This is a genomic window from Rivibacter subsaxonicus, from assembly GCF_004217215.1.
Classification (GTDB): Bacteria; Pseudomonadota; Gammaproteobacteria; order Burkholderiales; family Burkholderiaceae_C; genus Rivibacter; species Rivibacter subsaxonicus.
In genome coordinates, this window is record NZ_SHKP01000006.1 from 437,460 (window position 1) to 458,548 (window position 21,089).

The window sequence follows — 21,089 nt, forward strand, 5'->3', positions numbered from 1 at the left end:
CATGGCACAACGGATCCCGCCCTCGCCGGCGTCGCGGTGGCTCGCCGCCGCGACACTTTGCACGGCCGTGCTGCTCGTCGCGTGCGGCGGCGACGACGATGAGGAGGCGGTCCCCGCCAGCGCGCCGCGGGTCAGCACGCAGAGCTTCTACACCGGGGGCCACTTCCTGGCCGATTCGCGCCTGGCCGCGAACCCGGACAACGGCGTGCTGGTGGTGCTGCACAACCCGGCACAACTCGGCGCGAGCGCCGCGGCCGCGCTCGACAAGCTGGGCTTCGACGTCGTTCCCTATGACTTCCTCGACACCGGGCCGCGCACCTATTGCTGGGACGGCGCGGCGCGGCAGGCGGCGGGCGGCGGCGTGCCGCACCGCATGGTGCTGCGCGACGAGGCGCGGCGCGAGGTGCTGGTGGTCGAGGAAGGCGGCCCCTGCGTGACGCAGACGATTGCGGCCGGTCGCTACACGGCGCTGCTGCGCTTCGGCGAGGGCCGCAGCAGCGCGCTCGACCTGGTCTTCCTGATGCCGCAGCAGGACACCGCGGCGCGCGCGCTGGCAGCCTCCCGGGCCGCGGCGGCCGCGGCGGCCGCGACGCCGGTGGCCGCGGTCCCGGTCTGGACCTGTCCGCAGGCGATCCTCACATTCGACGACATCGCGACCAGCGAGTTCGTGCTCCAACACGCACCTTTAGAGGCGGTCACCGTGACCGGGGCCTGCGGCGACATCGGGCTGATCGCGCCCTCGGCCTCCTCGAGCTCCACGACCTACCTTCTCTACTACGCGGGGCCCAACACCCAGGTGACGGTCTATTCGGAAACCGGCTTTCGCGGCTCGCGCAAGCTGATCACGCCGAACCTGAACTTTTACGACTACAACGGCCACGGCTATCCGCAGGCCAGGTCGATGGTCGCCGAAACCTACACGCCCAGCACGAGCAGGACGACGCTGCTCAGCACCAACGCCTGCGAGAAGTGCAACCTGCAGGCCGTCGACCTGTCGAACCAGCCCTTGCAGGGCGCCGTACTGAACGATGCCGACCTCTCGCGCGCCGACCTCAGCCACGCCGACCTCAGCAACGCCAAGGCGGCGCGCGCCCTGTTTGCGAGCGCGCATCTCGTGGGCACCAAGCTCAGCGGCGCGGTGCTGACGAACGCCATCTTCCAGAGCGACGGCGCGGTGCCCAACGGCGGCGGCGCGGTGTACCCGGCGGCCGACCTGAGCAGCGCCGACCTGAGCAGCGCCCGGCTCGACAACGTCGTGATGACGGGCGTGAGCGCGGTCGGCACGACCTTCGCGCACGCGACCCTCGCCAGCACCGACTTCAGCGGGGCCGACCTCAGTGGCTCCAGCTTCGAATCGGCCAGCGCACCCGCAGGCAGCCCGCCGGTGTTCAACCTGGCGCTGATGGCGCGCGCCTCGTTGAAGAACGCGCAATTGCCGGGCGCCTTCTTCCGCGGCACGCAGATGTCGCCGAGCAACCTGGGCGGCGCCAATCTCGCCGGCGCCTGGATGGAGAGCGACGCGGGCGGCCAGGGTCCGACCATCCTCGCGGGCTCGTACATGGCCAACACCGACCTGTCCGCCGCCCACATGGTGGGCGCGGTGCTCGACGGGGCCTCGTGGTTCAACAGCAGCCCGGGCGTGGGCAACGCCAGCGGGGCCAACGCGATCCTCACCGGCGCGAGCTTCAACCTGGCGGACCTGCCCAACCTCGACCTGAGGAACGCGGTCCTGCAAAGCGTCAACATGACCAACACGCAACTGATCAACGCCGACCTGACGAGCGCGAGCGCCGGTGGCGGGACCACCTGCGGCACCAAGGCGGTCTTCGGTACCGCCAACCTGCGCGGGGCGACCCTGATCGGCGCCGACCTGAGCTGCGCCAACCTCTACAACGCCGCGGTGAGCACCACCGACGAGGGCAAGGTCTACATCGAAGTGCTGGCCGACCCCGACCGCTACCAGAAGCCGGTGCAGTACCAGTACTTCGCGGTGAACCGGCCGCCGACCAAGCTCGGCGGCGGCAGCTCGGGCACCGCGGTCATCACCGACAACGCGACCTGCCCGAGCGGCAAGAAGGGATCCTGCGGCATGCCGACCGGCCTGCCCGGCGACCCCTGGACGCCGCCGGTCGGCCCGGTGGAGCCGAGCAACTGCACGACGACCGTCGACCCGGCGACGGGCGACGTGATCGCGGTGACCTGCACCTCAGGCCGGCACTAGGACGGAAGACATGTCCGGCATGCGCACGCCCGAAAGGGCAGGCTCGACGCGAGGAGCGGGTCGCCGGGCAGGCTGGCATCGCTGCCCGCGTAGAATTCGCGGCACTGCGGGTGTAGTTCAATGGTAGAACGGCAGCTTCCCAAGCTTCATACGAGGGTTCGATTCCCTTCACCCGCTCCAGCATGCACAAGGGCCCGTCAGGGCCCTTTTTTTGTTGGCTTGCGCCGGCGCCGCGATCAGCGTCGGAAGCGCTCGTTGCTCAGGAAGTACAGCGTCTGGTCGATCGCCACCGGGTCGTTGACGATGAAGGTGTGGGTCGCCGGCAGCACCATGAAGTCGGTCATGCCATCGACCTTGGCGCGCTCCACCGAAACCTTGCCGTCGTTCGGCCCCGGGATGAAGCCCGACAGCAGCTCGTCGATGTAGGTCCGGTCGTTGCCGGTGAGGATGCCGACCGGAAAGGCCACCGGCCCGAGCCGGGCCGGGATGCCGTCGGGGCCGGTGCCGATCTGCTGGCCGGCCGGGCCGTTGATGCGCTGGTAGGCCGTCTGCTCGCGCAGCAGGTCGGCGATCTCGCTGCCCTGGTTGGGCGGCCCCATCATCACGACGCGGCCGAGTTCGGGCAGCGGGTTGTGTTTGAGGTAGTAGCGCAGCACCAGGCCGCCCATCGAGTGGGTCACGAAGTTGATCGGCGCCGCGCTCAGCGCGCGGCACTGGGCGACGCCGCGCGGCACGGCCTCGGCGGCCAGCTTCTCGATCGGGTAGCTGCGCGAGGCGTAGTCGACGTTGACGGTGGCGTAGCCGGCGCCTCGGGTGGCGTCGGCGATGCGGTCCATCGAGCGGAAGGTGCGGCCCAGGCCGTGCAGCAGCACCACGCAGGCCCGCGAGGCCTCGGCGACGGGCGCCGCAGCGGCCGACGGCGGCTGCGCGGCGGTCTGCGCCGCCGACAGCGTCAGCGCCAGACCGGCGACCGCGAAGCCGGCCCGCAGGTGGCTCGAGTGTTCGGTCGAATGCGGCCTTCCCGGGCGCCTCATTTGAGGATGTCACCCAGGCACAGGTACTTGACCTCGACATAGTCGTCGATGCCGTGGTGCGAGCCTTCGCGGCCGAGCCCGCTCTGCTTGACACCGCCGAAGGGCACCTCGGCGGTCGAGATCAGGCCGGTGTTGACGCCGACCATGCCGTACTCGAGCGCCTCGCCGACGCGGAAGATGCGGCCGATGTCGCGGCTGTAGAAGTAGCTGGCGAGGCCGAATTCGGTGTCGTTGGCGGCCGCGATCGCCTCGGCCTCGGTCTTGAAGCGGAACACCGGCGCCACCGGGCCGAAGGTCTCCTCGCGCGCGCACAGCATCTCGCTGGTGGCGTTGGCCAGCACGGTGGGCTCGAAGAATCGGCCTTCGATCAGCTTGCCGCCGGCCAGCAGCTTCGCGCCCTTGGCGATCGCGTCGGCCACGTGCGATTCGACCTTGGCGATCGCCGCGTCGTCGATCAGCGGACCCTGGTTGACGCCGGCCTCGAAGCCATTGCCGACCTTGATGCCCTTGACCTTGGCCGCCAGCTTCTCGACGAAGGCCTCGTAGACGCCGTCCTGCACGTAGAGCCGGTTGGCGCAGACGCAGGTCTGGCCGGCGTTACGGTACTTGCTGGCGAGCGCGCCCTCGACCGCGGCGTCGATGTCGGCATCGTCGAAGACGATGAAGGGCGCGTTGCCGCCGAGTTCGAGCCCGAGCTTCTTGACCGTCGGCGCGCACTGCTTCATCAGGATGCGGCCGACCTCGGTGCTGCCAGTGAAGCTGAGGTGGCGCACCACGTCGCTCGCGCACAGCACGTTGCCGATCGCGATCGAGTTGGGGCCGTCGGCGGTGAGGATGTTGAGCACGCCCTTGGGCATGCCGGCGCGCTGTGCCAGTTCGGCCACGGCCAGCGCCGACAGCGGCGTCTGCTCGGCCGGCTTGATCACCACCGGGCAGCCGGCGGCCAGCGCGGGTGCGACCTTGCGCGTGATCATCGCGATCGGGAAATTCCACGGCGTGATCGCCGCGCAGACGCCGATCGGCTGCTTGAGCACCAGGTAGCGCTTGTTGGCATCGGTGGTCGGCACCGTCTCGCCGTAGACGCGCTTGGCTTCCTCGGCAAACCACTCGAGGAAGCTGGCGCCGTAGCCGACCTCGCCCTTGGCCTCGGCCAGCGGCTTGCCCTGCTCGGCGGTCATGATGCGCGCCAGGTCGTCGGCGTGCTGCTGCATCAGCCTGAACCAGGCCATCAGGATCGCGGCGCGTTCCTTGGCCGGCTTGGCGGCCCAGGCCGGCCAGGCGGCGTTGGCGGCGGCGATCGCCTGCTCGGCGGCGGCGGCGCCATGGTTGGCGACCTGCGCGAGTTCGCGGCCGGTGGCCGGGTCGTTGACGGCAAAGCGGCTGGCGTGGCCAACCCACTCGCCATCGATCAGCGCATCGGTCTTGAGCAGGCCGGCATCGGCCAAGCTTGCCAGCGGAGAGGTGTTCATGTCCATCGTCGTCTCGATCGGTTGCTGCCTCGGTTGATGATAGTCGCGCCGACCCGCCGGCCCGGTCCATAAGGACGCCAAACCTATAATGAAAATCTTTGCTTTTTCAAGCACTTGCGCGCGTTCACCGCGCAGCGCCGTCGACCGAGAGCCTGCATGAAAGCCGCCGAGATCCGCTCCACCTTCCTGAAGTACTTCGAGTCCAAGGGCCACCAGATCGTGGCCTCGAGCCCCGTGGTGCCCGGCGACGACCCGACGCTGCTGTTCACCAACGCCGGGATGAACCAGTTCAAGGACGTCTTCCTCGGCTTCGACAAGCGGCCCTACAGCCGCGCTGCGACCAGCCAGAAGTGCATCCGCGCCGGCGGCAAGCACAACGACCTCGAGAACGTGGGCTACACGGCGCGCCACCACACCTTCTTCGAGATGCTCGGCAACTTCTCGTTCGGCGACTACTTCAAGCGCGACGCGATCAAGTTTGCGTGGGAGCTGCTGACGGTCGAGTTCAAGCTGCCGGCCGAGAGGCTCTGGGCCACCGTCTACGCCGAGGACGACGAGGCCTACGACATCTGGCTCAAGGAGATCGGCCTGCCGGCCGAGCGCATCGTGCGCATCGGCGACAACAAGGGCGCGCGCTACGCCTCCGACAACTTCTGGATGATGGGCGACACCGGCCCCTGCGGCCCGTGCTCGGAGATCTTCTTCGACCATGGCCCGGACGTGGCCGGCGGCCCGCCGGGCAGCCCGGACGAGGACGGCGACCGCTATATCGAGATCTGGAACAACGTCTTCATGCAGTTCAACCGGACTGAAGACGGCGTGATGCATCCGCTGCCCAAGCCCAGCGTCGACACCGGCATGGGCCTGGAGCGCATCACCGCGGTGATGCAGCATGTGCACAGCAACTACGAGATCGACCTGTTCGTCGCGTTGCTGACGGCGGCCAAGAAGGCGGTCGATGCGGCCGGTGCCGGCGGACCTGGATCCGCCGCCGACGGCGGCGGGTGCGACAAGGACTCCGCCTCGCTGAAGGTGATCGCCGACCACATCCGCGCCTGCTCGTTCACGATCGCCGACGGCGTGATCCCTGGCAACGAGGGCCGCGGCTACGTGCTGCGCCGCATCGCGCGCCGCGCGATCCGCCACGGCTACAAGCTCGGCGCGCGCAAGCCCTTCTTCCACACGCTGGTCGCTCCGCTGGCCGCCGAGATGGGCGGGGCCTATCCCGAACTGGCGCGCGACGCGCAGCGCATCACCGCGGTGCTCAAGACCGAGGAGGAGCGCTTCTTCCAGACCATCGCCAACGGCATGGAGATCCTGGAGTCGGCGCTCGTGGACGTTGAAACGGCGGGCACCAAGACCCTCGACGGCGAACTCGCCTTCAAGCTGCACGACACCTACGGCTTCCCGCTCGACCTCACGGCCGACGTCTGCCGCGAGCGCGGCGTCACGGTCGACGAGGCCGCGTTCAACCTGGCGATGAACCGCCAGCGCGAGCAGGCACGCGCCGCCGGCAAGTTCAAGATGGCGCAGGGCCTGGCCTACAGCGGCGTGGCCACCGCCTTCCACGGCTACGACGAGCTCACGCACGAGGGCGCCAAGGTCACGGCGCTGTACCTCGACGGTGCACCGGTGCAGCAGGTCAATGCCGGCGACGACGCGGTGATCGTGCTCGACCACACGCCCTTCTACGCCGAGAGCGGCGGCCAGGTCGGCGACACCGGCGAGCTGCGCAACGCCACCGCGCGGGTGCGCATCGAGGACACGACCAAGATCCAGGCCGATGTCTTCGGCCACCAGGGTCGGGTGCTCGAAGGCTCGATCAAGGTGGGCGACGCGCTCGCCGCCAAGGTCGACGCCGAAACGCGCGCCCGCACCGTGCGCAACCACAGCGCGACGCACCTGATGCACAAGGCGCTGCGCGAGGTGCTCGGCGCCCATGTGGCGCAGAAGGGCTCGCTGGTCAACGCCGAGCGCACCCGCTTCGACTTCAGCCACAACGCGCCGCTGAGCGACGACGAGATCCGCCGCATCGAGCAGCAGGTCAACGCCGAGATCCTGGCCAACGCCGGCACGCAGGCGCGCGTGATGACTATCGACGACGCGCAGAAGCTCGGCGCGATGATGCTGTTCGGCGAGAAGTACGGCGACACGGTGCGCGTGCTCGACATCGGCAGCAGCCGCGAGCTGTGCGGCGGCGTGCACGTGCAGCGCACCGGCGACATCGGCCTGTTCAAGATCGTCGCCGAGGGCGGCGTCGCGGCCGGCGTGCGCCGGGTCGAGGCGGTCACCGGCGCCGGCGCGCTGGCCTATCTGCAGTCGCTCGAGGGCACCGTCTCGCATCTGGCCGGCAGCCTCAAGGTGACGCCGGCCGAGCTGGAGCCGCGCGTCGCGGCGGTGCTCGAACAGGTGCGTGCGCTCGAGAAGGAAATTGCCGCGCTCAAGGGCAAGCTGGCCTCGGCCCAGGGCGACGAGCTGATGGCGCAGGCAGTCGACGTCGGCGGCCTCAAGGTGCTGGCGGCGCGTCTCGAAGGCGCCGATGCGAAGACCTTGCGCGACACCATGGACAAGCTCAAGGACAAGCTCAAGAGCGCGGCGATCGTGCTGGCGGCGGTCGATGGCGACAAGGTGCAGCTGGCGGCCGGCGTCACCGCCGATGTGCTGGCCAACACCGCCGGCAAGCTCAAGGCCGGCGAGCTGGTCAACTTCGTCGCCCAGCAGGTCGGCGGCAAGGGCGGCGGCAAGCCGGACCTGGCGATGGCCGGCGGCACCGACGCCAGCAAGCTGGCGCAGGCGCTGGCCTCGGTGCGCGGCTGGGTCGCCGAGCGTGTCTGATTGACCACGACCCGATCCCGAGGGGCGCTGCGGCGCCCCTTCTTCATGGCAGCATCGCCGGCATGAACGACGCGCTCATCATCCGCCGCGTGACCCTCGACGACGCCGCCGCCGTGGCGCGCGTGATGGGCGACCCGGGCATCTATCCTGGCCTGATGCAGATCCCGTACACCAGCGTCGAGCTGTGGCGTGAGCGCCTGGCCAAGCCGCTGCAACCGCCCGAGCTGATGCTGCTGGCCGAGCGCGCCGGCGAGGTGCTCGGCACCTGCGGGCTGCACCCGGTGCATCCCTCGGTGCGGCGCCGGCACGCGATGATCCTCGGCATCTCGGTGCTGCCGCAGGCGCAGCGCCAGGGTGTGGGCAGCGCGCTGATGCAGGCGCTGTGCGACTACGCCGACCGCTGGGCGCATGTGCTGCGACTCGAACTCAACGTCTACTGCGACAACGCGCCGGCGATCGCGCTCTACCGCAAGCACGGTTTCGAGATCGAGGGCACGCACCGTGCCTACGCGCTGCGCGACGGCGCCTACGTCGACTCGCACTCGATGGCGCGGCTGCACCCGAACCCGCCGCAACTGCCGGCGCGCTGATGGAGCTCGCCCCCAGCGCCGGCGACACCACGCCGGCCCACCACGACGTCATCATCATCGGCACCGGCTTTGCCGGCCTCGGCATGGCGATGCGGCTGCGGCGCGATGGCGTCGAGGACTTCGTGCTGCTCGAACGCGCGGCCGAACTGGGCGGCACCTGGCGCGACAACACCTACCCTGGTTGTGCCTGCGACGTGCCCTCGCATCTCTACAGCTACTCCTTCGAGCCCAACCCGCGCTGGAGCCGCATGTACTCGGGCTGGAGCGAGATCCTCGACTACCTCAAGGGCTGCGCGCACCGGCACGGCCTGCTGCCGCACATCCGCTTCAACGCCGAGGTGGTCGAGGCGCGCTGGGACGAAGAACATGCGCTGTGGCGGGTGCGCTGCGCCGACGGCCGCCGCTTCGAGGCGCCGGTGCTGGTGCCGGCGATGGGCGCGTTGAGCAACCCGGCCTTCGCCGACATTCCCGGGCGCGACAGCTTTGCCGGCCCGAGCTTCCACTCGGCGCACTGGCGCCACGACCTGCCGCTCGACGGGCTGCGCGTGGCCGTGATCGGCAGCGGCGCGAGCGCGGTCCAGTTCCTGCCGCGGATCGCGGCCGGCGCGGCGCGCGTCGACTACTACCAGCGCACGCCACCCTGGGTGCTGCCCAAGCCCGATCGCGCGATCGCGCCGGCCGAACAGGAGCGCTTCGAGCGCCAGCCCTGGCGCCAGCGCCTCTGGCGCTTCGGCATCTACTGGGCGCTGGAGTCGCGCGTGCTGCTGTTCCTGCGCGGGCCAAGGGTCATGAAGCTGCTCGGCAGCCTGGTGAAGAAGGAGATCGCACGCCGCATCGACGACCCCGCGCTGCGCGCGAAGATCACGCCCGGCTACACGCCCGGCTGCAAGCGCATCCTGATCGCCAACGACTACTACCCTGCGTTGGCGCGGTCCAACGTGCAGGTGATCACCGAGCCGATCCGTGGCATCACCGAGCGAGGTGTCGTTGGCGACGTCGAGCGCGAGGTCGACGTGATCATCCACGCCACCGGCTTCAAGGTGCAGGAGGGCGTGCCGCCGGGCATGTTCTTCGGCCGCGACGGCCTCGATCTGGGCGAGCGCTGGGCCGGGCAGGGCGGCCCGCAGGCCTACCTCGGCAGCTGCATCAACGGCTTCCCCAACCTGTTCATGCTGGTCGGTCCCAACACTGGGCTCGGCCACAGCTCGATGATCTTCATGATCGAGTCGCAGATCGAGTTCGTCATGCAGGCCCTGCGCGCGCTGCGCCAGGGCCGCGCGCGCAGCCTCGAGGTGAAGGCCGAGGTCGAGGCCGGCTACAACGAGGGCCTGCGCCGCCGGCTCGGACGCACGGTGTGGGCAAGCGGCTGCCGCAGCTGGTATCTCAACGCGAGCGGCCGCAACACCGCGCTGTGGCCGGGCTCGACCTTCGCGTTCCGACGGCTCACCCGGCGCTTTAGGGCCGAACAGTTCCACCCACCGTCGTCATGAGCCTCACCGCCTCGGTCATCAACTTCTACCTGCGCCGCAAGGTCAAGCGCAAGCCCGGTCAGGCGCTGGTGGTGGCCGAGATCCGCGCCGACATGAGGAAGCTCTCGGCGCGCCACCGGCCCAAGCTGCCCAAAGGCGTGAGCTGCACACCCTACGCCGCCGACCCGGCCACCGGCGCGCCAGGCGGCGAGGTGCTGAGCGTGGCCGAGCCGGGCTTCACGCTGCTCTACCTCCGCGGTGGCGGCTACTTCTTCTGCGACCTCGACTCGCATCGTCCGGTCTGCGCGCTGCTGGCCCACCTGTGCCGGACACGGGTGGTCGCGGTCGACTACCGGCTCGCGCCCGAGCACCCGTTTCCGGCCGCGCTCGACGACGCGCTCGCCGCTTACCGTGCGCTGCTGGCCGAGGGCACGCCGGCACACCGCATCGCCATTGCCGGCGACTCGGCCGGCGGCGGCTTGGCGCTGGCCTGCCTGCTCGCCGCGCGCGACGCCGGCCTGCCGCTGCCGGCCGCGGCGCTGCTGTTCTCGCCCTGGACCGATCTCGCCTGCACCGGCTCGACGCTGCGAACCAACACCGAGAGCGACGTCATGTTCCGCGGCGAGCAACTCGCCGAGGCCACGGCCTTCTACCTGAACGGTCATGACCCGCTCGATCCGCTGGTCTCGCCGCTCTACGGCGACCTGCGCGGCCTGCCGCGGCTGCAGGTGCATGCCAGCCAGCACGAGGTGCTGCTGGCCGATTCGACCCGGCTGGTCGACGCCGCGCGCCGCCATGGCGTCTGGGCCGAGCTGCTGCTGCGGCCCAGGCTGCCGCATGTGTGGCCGATCTTCGTGATGCTGCCCGAGGCGATGGCCTCGCTGAAGCAGGGCCGCGACTTCCTGCTGCAGGCGCTGGCCGACGCCCAGGCGGCCGTGACCGCTGCGTCTGTCGAGCCCTCGGCGACCGAACTGCCGGTCGACTCGCCACCGTCGATGCCGGAACTGGTGGCGGCCGATCTTGCGGGCGCAGCAGAGGCCTTGGCGACGATCGCCGTGGCCGAGGCCGGCGAGGCGGCGCCAGCTGAGCCAAGTCCCGAGGCACGACAGCCATGAGCCGTGACTTCCGCGGCGAGGTGGCCGCTATCACCGGCGCTGCCTCCGGCATGGGTCGCGCGCTGGCGCTCGAGCTCGCACGGCGCGGCTGCGAGCTGGCACTGAGCGATGTCGATGCGGCCGGGCTGGAAGAGACCACGCGGCTGGTGGCTGCCGAGGCGCCACAGCTCCGCTGCACCAGCACGCAGGTCGACGTTGCCGACCGAGCAGTGGTCGAGGCCTGGGCCGCGCAGGTGATGGTCGACCACGGCCGCGTCAACCTGCTCTTCAACAACGCCGGCGTCGCGCTCGGCGCGCCGTTGGCGAACGTGCGGCCGGAGGACTTCCATTGGGTCTTCGGCATCAACTTCTGGGGCGTGGTGCATGGCACCCAGGCCTTCCTGCCGCATCTGCAGGCGAGCGCGCGCGAGAGCGGCGTGAGGGGCCATGTGATCAACACCTCGAGCCTGTTCGGCCTGCTCGCGATGCCGGCCAACGGCGCCTACAACGCCACCAAGTTCGCGGTGCGCGGCTACACCGAGGCGCTGCGCATGGAGCTCGATTTGACGGGCACGCCGGTCAGCGCCACCTGCGTGCACCCCGGCGGCGTGCGCACCGCGATCGCGCGCTCGGCACGCATGGACGCCAGCACCGAGGCGCTGGTCGGCATGCCGGTCGAGCAGGCCCGGGCGCACTTCGACCGGCTGCTCGCCACCACCAGCGCCGAGCGCGCAGCCCGGGAGATCCTGCGCGGCGTGCAGCGCAACGCGCGGCGGGTGCTGGTGGGACCGGACGCGAAGTTGCTCGATCTCCTCGTGCGGCTGCTCGGCAGCGCTTACCAGCCGGTGCTCGTGTGGTTCGCGCGGCGCTCGGTGCGCGCGCAACGACCACAGGCTTCGACTCAGCCGCCGCCCTCGCGCAGCGCCAGGTAGAGGAAGCTGCGCGCCTTGTCCCAGCGCCGGCGCACGGTGCGCTCGCTGATGCCGAGCAACTCGGCGATCTCGGCCTCGTCGTAGCCGCCGAAGAAGCGCATCTCGACCAGCTCGGCCAGGTCGGCGTCGATCGCCTCGAGGCCGGCCAGCGCCTCGTGCACGTCGAGCGCCTGCGTGTCTGCGGTCTGCGCCGCCGGGGGCAGGGCGTCGTCGCCGTCGAGCGTGACGCGGTCGAGGTCGCCGCCACGGCGTTGTGCGCCAATCGCACGCGCGTCGTCGACGATGATGTTGCGCATCGTCTTGGCGGCGTAGGTGAAGAAGTGCTTTCGGTCCTCGAGCTGCAGTTGCGAGGCGCTGACCAGGCGCAGGAAGCTTTCGTGGACCAGCGTCGTCGTGCCCATGTCCTCGGCGCTGCCCTGGGCGTAGAGACGGGCATGAGCCACGCGCCGCAGCTGCGGGTAGAGCGCCTCGTAGATGGCGTCGAGCGCGACCCGGTCGCCGTCGGCGGCCAGGCGCAACAGCTGGGTGATCGGCGGTGTGCTGGTTCCCATCGTCGGGCCAGAGCGTAGCCGGCACCGACCCGACTTGCCAGCCTCGCCGTGCCGGCACCGAGGCCGGGCCTTGCGGCGGAGCCGACGCCTCCTATGCTCACGGCATCGGAGGGACTTCCGCATGGCGCCGATCGGCCCGCAGGACTGGCAGCGCTTGTCGCAGCTCTACGACGAGGCGCTCGACCTTGCCGACGAGCAGCGCCCGGCCTGGCTTGAGGCCCTGCGCGAGGCCGGCGACCCGATGCTGCAGCGCCTGCTGCAGATGCTCGAGGCGCGCCGCGCCGCCGAGGACGAGGAGTTCCTTGATGCCTTGCCGCCGACCACCGCACCGGCGGCCGGCACGCCGCAGGCCGGCACCCGCATCGGCCCCTATCGCATCGAGCGCCCGCTGGGCAGCGGCGGCATGGCCGAGGTCTGGCTGGCGCGGCGCGACGACGGCGGCCCGCAGCGCGCGGTAGCGCTCAAGCTGCTGCACCGCTGGCGTGCCGGTCCGGCCTTCGCGCCGCGCTTCGAGCGCGAGCGCGACATCCTGGCCGGCCTCAACCATCCGCGCATCGCGAGCCTGTTCGATGCCGGTACCTCGGCCGAGGGCTGGCCCTACCTGGCGCTGGAGTTCGTCGACGGCGAGCCGATCACCGAGCATGCCGATCGCCTGCGGCTGGGTTTGCGTGGGCGCATCGCGCTGTTCCGCCAGGTACTGCTGGCCATGCAGCACGCCCATGCGCATCTGGTTCTGCACCGCGACCTCAAGCCCGCCAACATCCTTGTCACGGGCGATGGCTGGGTCAAGCTGCTCGACTTCGGCATCGCCAAGCTGCTGGCGGCGGAGCAGTCCCAGACCGACGACACCGAGCTCACACGCGAGGCCGGCCGGCCGCTGACGCCGCGCTACGCGAGCCCGGAGCAGATCCTCGGGCGGCCGCTGAGCACCGCCAGCGACGTCTACTCGCTCGGCGTGGTGCTGTACGAGTTGCTGTGCGGGCACGAGCCCTGCGAGCCTGGCTCGACGCTGCCGGGCGCGCTGGAGCGCGCGATCGTCGAGATCGAGCCGCGGCCCGCGAGTCAGCGCGTCGATGCCACGGTAGCTGCGCTGCGCGGCAGCGAGCCGCGCGCGCTGAGGCGGGCGCTGGCGTCCGAACTCGACGCGCTGCTCGGCAAGGCACTGGCCAAGGATCCGGCCCGGCGCTACGGCTCGGTCGACCTGCTGCTGGCCGACGTCGACCGCTGGCTGGCCGGCGAGCCGGTGCAGGCGCGCGCGCCGAGCGCCTGGTGGCGCGCCGCCAAGTTTGCGGGCCGCCACCGCGTGGGCGTGGCGCTCGGTAGTGCCGCCTTGGCCGGCATGGTGGTGCTGACCACGGTGGCGCTCGTGCAAGCCCAGCGGGCGCGCTCCGAGGCTGCCACGGCACTGGCGGCGCGCAGCTTCCTGCTCGATCTGTTTCGTTGGGCCGACCCGCAGACCAATCGCGGTCGCGAGCTGAGTGCGCGGGAGTTGCTCGACACCGGTCGCCGCCAGGCGGCAGCGCTGCAGGGCCAGGCAGAACTGCAGCTTGACCTGCTGGGCGGAATCGGCGACGTGCAGCTCTTCATCGGCGACTACGAGAACGCGGCACGCGCCCAGCAGGAGGTGCTGCGCCTGCGGCAGCGGGACGGCGACCGGCGCGGCGCGGCCATCGCGCAGCTCGAACTGGCCGACAACGTCTACCGGCAAGGCGGCTACGCCGAGGCCGCTCGCCTGGTGGCCGATGCGGCGAGTGCGGCAGAGGCCGACGACCACGAACTGCAGTTCAGGATCGCCGAACAGCGCGGATGGCTTGCGCTTCACTCGGGGCAATCGCCGGCGGCGCAGGCCCAGTTCGAGCAGGCACTGGTGCATGCACGCGTGGCCTTTGGCGAGGCCAGCCTGCCCGCCATCGACGCCTTGCGCGGTCTGCTGAACGCGGTCGCCGACCGTGGCCGGTACGAGGAGGCCCTGGCGCTGGTCGAACGTGCGCGGGTGCTGGTCGAGCGCGCGCCCGACATGACGCCTCGCGATCGACTGGGCAACGACTACGACCGCGTCAACGTGCTCTATCGATGGGGCCGCTTTCGCGACGCCGCCGCGGCGGCTGCCGACAGCGAACCGCGCTGCGCCGAGCAACTCGGCGCCGCCGACGAAACCTGCGTGCTCCAGCTGCAACTGCAACTGCAGTCGATGCTCAGCATGGACGACCGAAGCGGCCTGCAGGGCAGGCTGCCGGCACTGATCGGCGTGCTGGATCGACTCCCCGCGGGCCGGCGCAGCGCCGAGGGCCTGATCGTCGCGGTGCATTCGCTCATCGGTGCCGGCCAGGTCGAGCGCCATCCGGAGCTGGTCGAGCGACTCGCGCGCCAGGCCGAGGCGGCTTCGGGCGAGCGGCTGCCGCGGGCGCTGGCCGAGCGTTCGGCGCTCGTGATGGCCGAGCTGGAGCTGCGCCGTGGCAAAGCCGACGAGGCACGCCGTTGGCTGAGCAGTTTCGCCTTGCAGCAGCCAGCGCAAGCGCCGGCGCCGCGCCAGCAGGCCCATGCAGGCTTGGTCGATGCCTGGGTCTGGCGCGCTGCCGGCGACAAGGTGCGCGCCGAGCAGGCGCTGTTGCGCGCTTACCGGGACTACGCGGACCTGCTGGGAGCGGAGCATCCGCAGACGCTCAGCGTCAGTCTGAACCTTGCGGATCTGCTCCGTGCTCAGGGTCGCACGGCCGAGGGGCTGGCACTGGTCGATGCCGCGCTGCCGGGGCTCAGGGTCGCGTGGGGCGCCGACTCGCCAGCCTTCAGGCGCGCGGCGCGCCTCCAATCGGAACTGCGTGATGCGACCGGCGGCATCGCGAAGAATGCAGTGTCGACGCCGGAATTCTTCAACTGAACCAGGAGCTCAAGATGGGATTCATCGACATGCATCCGTGTGCGCTCGGCATCTCGGGCAGCGCCGCGGCAGGCACACCCGCTCCGATGCCGCCGCCCCCCGGTCCATCGCGCGGGGTGCCGCAAAGAGCGCCGGTCGAGCCCGCAAAGGGGCCGCCGAAGGCGCCCGCCTGAGGCCGTCGGCTGATCCACCCGGCTCCCTCCGTAGGGGGAGCCTGTCCGGTTTGGCGTCGTGCTCGCGTATGTGGGTCAGGAACGGTCGAAGTGAACGTTCCACCCCATACGGAGCACGCCATGTTTCACAACGAATTCTCGAATCGCGCTGGCCAGACCGACGAGTTCCTGACCCGCACGCTGCTCGGCAGCGTGGCGATGCTGCTGGTGGTGTGCCTGGTGTCGTGGACGACCGAGCCCGGCTCGCCCGACGCGCAGCAACTCGCGCAGACGCCGAACTACGCGCCGCCGCAGGTCGTCAGTCAGCTCGAGCCGGTGCTGCCCTGAGCCTTGAGCCAAACGGCCTCCACCGCGAGGCCGAGTTCGATCACAGCGAGCGCGTAGTAGCTCGACCAGTTGTAGCGCGTGATCGCATAGAAGTTCTGCGTGCCGGCAACGTAGCTCGGTGCCGCCTCGCCGTTCTGCAGCTCGACCAGCGCCAGCGGGCCGACGTGGCCAAGGCCGGCCGCGTCGAGCACGGCACCGCGCTCGGCGAACTGGGCCGCGCTGAAGCTGGGCAGGATGTCCGGCGCCAGCAGCACGGCGCGGTCGACCACCTCGACCGGCACCGCCACGCCATAGTGCGTGGTCATGCCGCGCTGCCAGCCGAACTCGGCCAGGTAGTGGGCCACCGAGGCGATCACGTCGGCCGGGTTGCCATGCAGGTCGATGCGGCCGTCGGCGTCGCCGTCGACCGCGTAGCGCAGGATCGAACTCGGCATGAACTGCGGCATGCCGATCGCGCCGGCGTAGCTGCCCTTGAGCGAGAGCGGGTCGATGCCCTGGTGCTGCGCCAGCACGAACAGCGCCTCGAGTTCGTCGCGGAAGAAGGCGCTGCGGTCGCGCCGGGCATTGGCCGGAAAGTCGAATCCGAGCGTGGTGAGCGCGTCGATGACGCGGAAGTTGCCCATCTGGCGCGCGTAGAGCGTCTCGACGCCGATGATGCCGACGATCACCGAGGCCGGCACGCCGGTGCGCTCCTGCGCCTGCGCGAGCGCGGCCTCGTTCTGGCGCCAGAACTCGACGCCGGCCTTGATGCGTACCGGCTCGACGAAGCGGGCCCGATAGGCGGCCCAGTTCTTGGCGCTGCCGGCCGGCGGCGGCGCGATCAGGCGCTGCACCGCTGGTTGCAGGCGCGCCTGGGCGAGCGCCTGTTGCAACTGCACGGCGTCGAGCCCTCGGCGCTCGGCCACCTCGGTGGCCCAGTTCATCAACTCGTCGCGGCGGCCGTAGGTGACGGCGTCGGCGGCGTTGTCAGACTGCAGCGCGCGCTGCGGCTTCTTGCTGGCGGCCAGGGACGGAGCGGGCAGGGCAAGGATCGCGGCGACCAGTGCCAGCGCCAGCGTGATGGCGTGCCGGCGCGTACCGGATGCGCCAGAGCGGAGCGGGAAATACAGCATCCGCCGAGTGTGCCGCAGGCCGCGGCGAGCAGCCCGGAGTCGGAGTCCTGGACAATGCAGGACTACCGGAATTTGCCCGACCCGAGGTTTCCCATGAGCGACGAGAACAAAGACGCGCCCCCGCTGCCCGACCGACTGTCGGTCGATCCCGCCAGCCCGCATCACGTGGCGGCCGTGTTCGAGCGCGATGTCGGCATCCGCTTCAACGACAAGGAGCGCTTCGACATCGAGGAGTACTGCATCAGCGAGGGCTGGGTGAAGGTGCCGGCGGGCCGGACCGTGGACCGCCGGGGCAGGCCGCTGCTGATCAAGCTCAAGGGCAAGGTGGAGGCGTTCTACCGCTAGGCGCTCATCGCGCTGCGGCGGTCTCGGCCTCTGCCGGCAGATCTACCGGCGCGAGCTGCGCGGCCAGCACCGGCAGCGCGCCGATCGCGGCGGCAGCGCGCCGCTCGGGCCGGCGAACCGCGCGCCGCATCGATGCGCGGCTCCTGATCTGCGCGGCCGCAGCGCCGTAGCGCAGGGATTCCAACTCGCTCAGTGCCGCGAGCGCCGCTTCGGCCCGCGCGCCATGCGCGCTCCGCAGGCGGCCCATCAATGCGCGCGGCGCCTCGAAGTCTTCGCTCGGCAGGCCGCGCCGTGCCGCCGCCTCGCGCACCCGCTGCCAGGCGGCGAGCCAGGGGTCGCGCCGATGCTGGCTCCAGGCGGCCCAGGCCGCGGCGCCGCCGGACAGCACGGCCAGCACGATCGCCAGCAGCAGGCCCAGGTCTTCCCAGCTCGGCGCGTCGAAGCCGAGCCGCTGCAGCAGCTGCATCTGGCTGTTCTTGCCGTAGCTCAGCACCCACTGGTTCCAGCGGTCGTTGATGGCCTCCCAGTTGGCGCGCAGGCGCCGCAGCAGGTTCGGATCGATGCCGTCGATCGCGCCGGCCACCAGGCCGCGCGGTGCCGCCAGCGGCCGGCTGCGGTCGATGCGCTCGGGCGCCACCGCGGCGGTCGGGTCGGCCCGCACCCAGCCGCGGCCGGGCTGCCAGTACTCGGCCCAGGCATGGGCCAGGCTGTTGCGCACGAGGTAGCTGCCGCCGGGACCGACGTCGATGCCCTGGAAGCCGGTGACCACCCGCGCCGGCACACCCGCCGCGCGCATCAGCACCACGAAGGCCGCCGCGTAGTGTTCGCAGAAGCCGGCTTGGCGGTCGAACCAGAACTCGTCGAGCGCGCCCTTGGGATCGGCCTCGCCGTAGACACCGGGGTTCAGCGTGTAGCTGAAGTTGCCCTTGCGGATGGTGGCCATCAGCAGCCTGGCAAGTGCGTCGCCGTCGGCCTTGGCATGGGTCGGGTCGCGCCGGATCTCGGCCGCCTTGGCCAGCAGGCGCGGGTTGTAGCCGGGCGGCAGATCGAGGTAGTCCTCCAGGCCGACCGTCGCCTCACGCGGGCCGTGCTCGAAGCGGGTCCAGGCCGGAGCCGTCAGACGCAGGCGCTCGGCCAGTGGCCGTTGCATGACCCAGCTCAGATCCTCGCGCCGCTGTGCCTGCAACTCGGGCTGCGGAGGCAACTCGGGCGTGAGTTCGAGCACCGGCAACCAGCGCAGCCGTTGCGGCTCGAAGGTGTATTCGATCTCGACCGGGTTGCCGGCCAGGCGCGGCTCGGCGACCGGTTGATGCGCCGGCGAAAACGCGGGCCGCAGCACGCGCCAGGTCGTGCCGTCGAAGCCACCGAGCACCGCGCCCCGAAAGTAGAGTGAAGTGGCCGGCGGCAGCGTGCCGCCACGCACGCGCAGCCAGATCGCGATGCTTTCATCGTGCGCCAGTTCGGCGATCTGGCCGACCCGCATCTCGCCCGAGAGACCGCTGCGGGCGCCGGCGTCGGCCGGCACGCCCCACAGCGGCGCCACGCGCGGGAACAGCAGGAACAGCAGCGCCATGATCGGCGCGCCGAGCAGCGCAAAGCGTCCGGCCAGCGCACCGGCGCGGGCCAGGCTCGGCTGGCCGACCGGCATGTGGGCGAGCACCAGCGCGGTCAGCAGCCCCCAGACCGAGATCAGCATCGCCGCGGCGATGGCGAGCGACTGCGAGCTCAGGAAATGCGTGAGCACCAGGAAGAAGCCGAGGAAGAAGACGACGAAGGCATCGCGGCGCGCGCGCAACTCCAGCGTCTTGAGCGTCATCAGCACCACCAGCAAGGTCACGCCCGCCTCGCGCCCGAGCAGCGTGCGGTGGCTCCACGCCGTGAGCGCCACCGCGACCAGCAGCACCGCCACCAGCGTCCAGCGGCCGGGCAGCGGCGCGCCGCGCAGCGCCAGGTCGGCGCGCCAGAGCATCACGGCCGCCGCCAGCAGGCCGGCCCACGCCGGCAGCGTGGCCAGGTGCGGTGCGATGGTCCAACCGATCACCGCCAGCAGGAACAGCGTGTCGCGCGCGTCGCGCGGCAGGCGCTGCCACCAGGTGGGCGTGTGCGCGGCTGCCGTGATCGCCAGCGGCTTCATGTTCGCCACAGCGCCAGCGCCTCGAGCCCGGCGCGGCGCTGGGTTTCGCCCGCGCCCGGCGCGAGTTCGGTGCCTGGCAGCCGCAGGCCCCAGGCCAGCCCCGCGCGTTCGGCCGCGAGCAGCCAGCCGGCCAGGCGCGAGAGGCGGTCTTCGGGCGCCAGCGAGCCGGTGGCGGCCCAGTCGAGCCAGAGCTCGCTGCGCTGCGAGCCGCGGGTGTCGCGCGCGATCAACTCGCTGCCGCCCGTGCGCGCGACCTTCTTCCAGACCACCAGCTTGAGCGGATCGCCGCGCCGGTAGGCGCGTACGCCGTCGAATTCTTCGCCGCCGCGGCTGGGCAGGCTGGCCGCCGCGCCGCCGAGCGCGCGCGCTGGCGGCAGCGCGGTCGCCGGCGCCTCGGCGCGTGGCCAGGCCAGCAGCGTCGACGCCGGGCGCCACTCGGCCCAGGCGCGGAACAGCCCGAGCGGGAAGCGCGTTTCCAGCACGACGCTTGGCAGATCGACTCGGCCGCGATGCCTTGCCACGAAGCTGAGCCGGGCGGTGCTCTGCCCGCCGGCGGCGATGTCGACCCAGATCCACTGCTTCTGGCCGCTCTCGCGCAGCCGCAGCCCGACGCCGTAGCGCGGCCGCGTGGCCTCGCTGGCGAGCACGACCTCGAGTGCCGCCGCATCCCCGGCGTGGACCGCGGCCAGCGGCCGCAGGTGCAGCGCCAGGCCGCGCAACGTGGCGTGGGTGACATGCATCGAGACGATGCCGCTGCCGGCCAGCAGGAAGGTCAGCACGAAGCCGAGGCTCAACTGGTAGTTGATCGAGGCCACGAGCAGCACCAGCAGCGTGGCGGCAAACAGCCAGCCGGCGCGGGTCGGCAGGATGTAGACGTTGCGCTGGGTCAGTAGCAGGGTGTCGCTGCGTGGGTGGCGCGCCTCCCACCAGCGGCGCCAGCGTCTGCGCAGCGGAGCGAGCATGGCGATGCTCAGGGCAGCGCCACCGCCGCCAGCATGGCCGCCACCTGCTCGCGGCGCCCGCGGCCGGCGCCGGCCACCGGCTGCAGCCGGTGCGCGACGGTCTGCGCCAGCACCGCCTGCAGGTCGTCGGGCGCCACGTAGTCGCGGCTGTCGAGCAGGGCCCGCGCGCGCGCCACGCGCAGCAGAGCGATGCCGGCGCGCGGCGACAGGCCCTCGACGAACCAGCGGCCGTTGCGGGTCTCGCCGATCAGCGCCTGCAGGTAGTCGAGCAAGGCCTCCGAGGCATGCACGCGCAGCACCGCCTGCTGGGTCTCGATCAGTTCGGCCGGACTCATCAGGGCTTTCAGTTCGCGCAGCGCGTCGCGGCGGTCGGTGCCGGCCAGCAGCGCGCGCTCGCTGGCGCGATCGGGGTAGCCGAGCGTGATGCACATCAGGAAGCGGTCGAGCTGGCTCTCGGGCAGCGGGTAGGTGCCGAGCTGGTCGCTCGGGTTCTGCGTCGCGATGACAAAGAAGGGGCTCGGCAGCGCCCGGGTCTGGCCCTCGACGCTGACCTGCTGCTCCTCCATCGCCTCGAGCAGCGCGCTCTGGGTCTTGGGGCCGGCGCGGTTGATCTCGTCGGCCAGCAGCACCTGGGTGAAGACCGGACCGGGATGGAACACGAAGGCCTCCTTGCCGCGCTCGAAGACGGCGACACCGCTGAGGTCAGAGGGCATCAGGTCGGAGGTGAACTGGACGCGGCGGAACTCGAGGCCGAGCGAGACCGCCAGCGCATGCGCCAGGGTGGTCTTGCCGACGCCCGGAACGTCCTCGATGAGCAGGTGGCCGCCGGCCAGCAGGCAGGCGATACAGTCCTCGATCTGCGGGCGCTTGCCGACAATGATCGTGCTAATCTGGTCCGCGAGCAGGTGCAGTCGCGAGGCAAACGGGGAGGCGAGCGTCATGCCGTGACCATAGCCGAAGCAC

Annotated in this window: 16 protein-coding genes and 1 tRNA gene; 10 read left to right on the forward strand and 7 right to left on the reverse strand. The window is 71.1% G+C overall.

Annotation, left to right across the window (positions count from 1 at the left end; genetic code table 11):
- Position 1 precedes the first annotated feature (1 nt).
- Both EV670_RS11985 and EV670_RS11990 read left to right on the forward strand, forming a co-directional pair.
- Entirely contained in the window at positions 2 to 2,221 is a 2,220-nt protein-coding gene (locus EV670_RS11985) for a pentapeptide repeat-containing protein (RefSeq protein ID WP_165393307.1), read from the forward strand.
- Positions 2,222 to 2,327: 106 nt separating this feature from the next.
- Positions 2,328 to 2,401 (forward strand) — tRNA-Gly (locus EV670_RS11990).
- 56 nt (positions 2,402 to 2,457) lie between these two features.
- On the opposite strand, the gene EV670_RS11995 is transcribed toward EV670_RS11990, so the two are convergent.
- A complete protein-coding gene (locus EV670_RS11995) occupies positions 2,458 to 3,255 on the reverse strand; it encodes an esterase/lipase family protein (protein WP_130432348.1) in 798 nt (265 codons plus the stop codon).
- Entirely contained in the window at positions 3,252 to 4,730 is a 1,479-nt protein-coding gene (locus EV670_RS12000) for an NAD-dependent succinate-semialdehyde dehydrogenase (RefSeq protein WP_130432350.1), read from the reverse strand. Before EV670_RS12000 ends, EV670_RS11995 begins: the two co-directional genes overlap by 4 nt.
- A 150-nt stretch (positions 4,731 to 4,880) precedes the next feature.
- Here EV670_RS12000 and alaS point away from each other — a divergent pair, with 150 nt between their 5' ends.
- The 5 genes from alaS to EV670_RS12025 all read left to right on the forward strand — a co-directional run bounded on the left by alaS (position 4,881) and on the right by EV670_RS12025 (position 11,644).
- The gene (alaS, locus tag EV670_RS12005; RefSeq protein WP_130432352.1) at positions 4,881 to 7,559 is read left to right on the forward strand and encodes an alanine--tRNA ligase; all 2,679 of its coding nucleotides are present in this window, start codon (positions 4,881 to 4,883) and stop codon (positions 7,557 to 7,559) included.
- A gap of 62 nt (positions 7,560 to 7,621) precedes the next feature.
- A complete protein-coding gene (locus EV670_RS12010) occupies positions 7,622 to 8,149 on the forward strand; it encodes a GNAT family N-acetyltransferase (RefSeq protein WP_130432354.1) in 528 nt (175 codons plus the stop codon).
- Positions 8,149 to 9,639 carry a flavin-containing monooxygenase gene (locus tag EV670_RS12015; protein ID WP_130432356.1) on the forward strand — a complete coding sequence of 497 codons (1,491 nt, stop codon included), beginning with the start codon at positions 8,149 to 8,151 and terminating at the stop codon, positions 9,637 to 9,639. The genes EV670_RS12010 and EV670_RS12015 overlap by 1 nt, the downstream gene beginning before the upstream one ends.
- Positions 9,636 to 10,733 (forward strand): alpha/beta hydrolase fold domain-containing protein, encoded by a 1,098-nt coding sequence (locus tag EV670_RS12020; protein ID WP_130432358.1) that lies wholly within the window; start codon positions 9,636 to 9,638, stop codon positions 10,731 to 10,733. Before EV670_RS12015 ends, EV670_RS12020 begins: the two co-directional genes overlap by 4 nt.
- Positions 10,730 to 11,644 (forward strand): SDR family NAD(P)-dependent oxidoreductase, encoded by a 915-nt coding sequence (locus EV670_RS12025; protein WP_130432360.1) that lies wholly within the window; start codon positions 10,730 to 10,732, stop codon positions 11,642 to 11,644. Before EV670_RS12020 ends, EV670_RS12025 begins: the two co-directional genes overlap by 4 nt.
- Here the strand turns inward: EV670_RS12025 and EV670_RS12030 are convergent.
- Positions 11,614 to 12,195: an ECF-type sigma factor gene (locus EV670_RS12030; protein ID WP_165393308.1), complete on the reverse strand. Its 582-nt coding sequence runs from the start codon at positions 12,193 to 12,195 to the stop codon at positions 11,614 to 11,616. The two genes, EV670_RS12025 and EV670_RS12030, sit on opposite strands and share 31 nt — an antisense overlap.
- 121 nt (positions 12,196 to 12,316) lie before the next feature.
- Here EV670_RS12030 and EV670_RS12035 point away from each other — a divergent pair, with 121 nt between their 5' ends.
- Together EV670_RS12035 and EV670_RS12040 are read left to right on the forward strand one after the other, a co-directional pair.
- Positions 12,317 to 15,073 carry a serine/threonine-protein kinase gene (locus EV670_RS12035; protein ID WP_165393309.1) on the forward strand — a complete coding sequence of 919 codons (2,757 nt, stop codon included), beginning with the start codon at positions 12,317 to 12,319 and terminating at the stop codon, positions 15,071 to 15,073.
- A gap of 293 nt (positions 15,074 to 15,366) precedes the next feature.
- Positions 15,367 to 15,573: a hypothetical protein gene (locus tag EV670_RS12040; protein ID WP_130432366.1), complete on the forward strand. Its 207-nt coding sequence runs from the start codon at positions 15,367 to 15,369 to the stop codon at positions 15,571 to 15,573.
- On the opposite strand, the gene mltB is transcribed toward EV670_RS12040, so the two are convergent.
- Entirely contained in the window at positions 15,549 to 16,685 is a 1,137-nt protein-coding gene (gene mltB / locus EV670_RS12045) for a lytic murein transglycosylase B (RefSeq protein WP_130432368.1), read from the reverse strand. The genes EV670_RS12040 and mltB overlap by 25 nt on opposite strands.
- Positions 16,686 to 16,778: 93 nt before the next feature.
- Between mltB and EV670_RS12050 the strand changes: the two genes are divergently transcribed.
- Complete coding sequence (locus EV670_RS12050) at positions 16,779 to 17,030, forward strand: DUF3297 family protein (protein WP_130432370.1); 252 nt, start codon at positions 16,779 to 16,781, stop codon at positions 17,028 to 17,030.
- 4 nt (positions 17,031 to 17,034) lie between these two features.
- On the opposite strand, the gene EV670_RS12055 is transcribed toward EV670_RS12050, so the two are convergent.
- From EV670_RS12055 to EV670_RS12065, 3 genes are read right to left on the reverse strand one after another with little or no spacing between them, the layout of a single operon-like run.
- Entirely contained in the window at positions 17,035 to 19,164 is a 2,130-nt protein-coding gene (locus tag EV670_RS12055; protein WP_130432372.1) for a transglutaminase TgpA family protein, read from the reverse strand.
- Complete coding sequence (locus EV670_RS12060) at positions 19,161 to 20,126, reverse strand: DUF58 domain-containing protein (protein WP_130432374.1); 966 nt, start codon at positions 20,124 to 20,126, stop codon at positions 19,161 to 19,163. Before EV670_RS12060 ends, EV670_RS12055 begins: the two co-directional genes overlap by 4 nt.
- A gap of 8 nt (positions 20,127 to 20,134) precedes the next feature.
- Positions 20,135 to 21,067 (reverse strand): AAA family ATPase, encoded by a 933-nt coding sequence (locus tag EV670_RS12065; RefSeq protein ID WP_130432376.1) that lies wholly within the window; start codon positions 21,065 to 21,067, stop codon positions 20,135 to 20,137.
- Positions 21,068 to 21,089 lie beyond the last annotated feature (22 nt).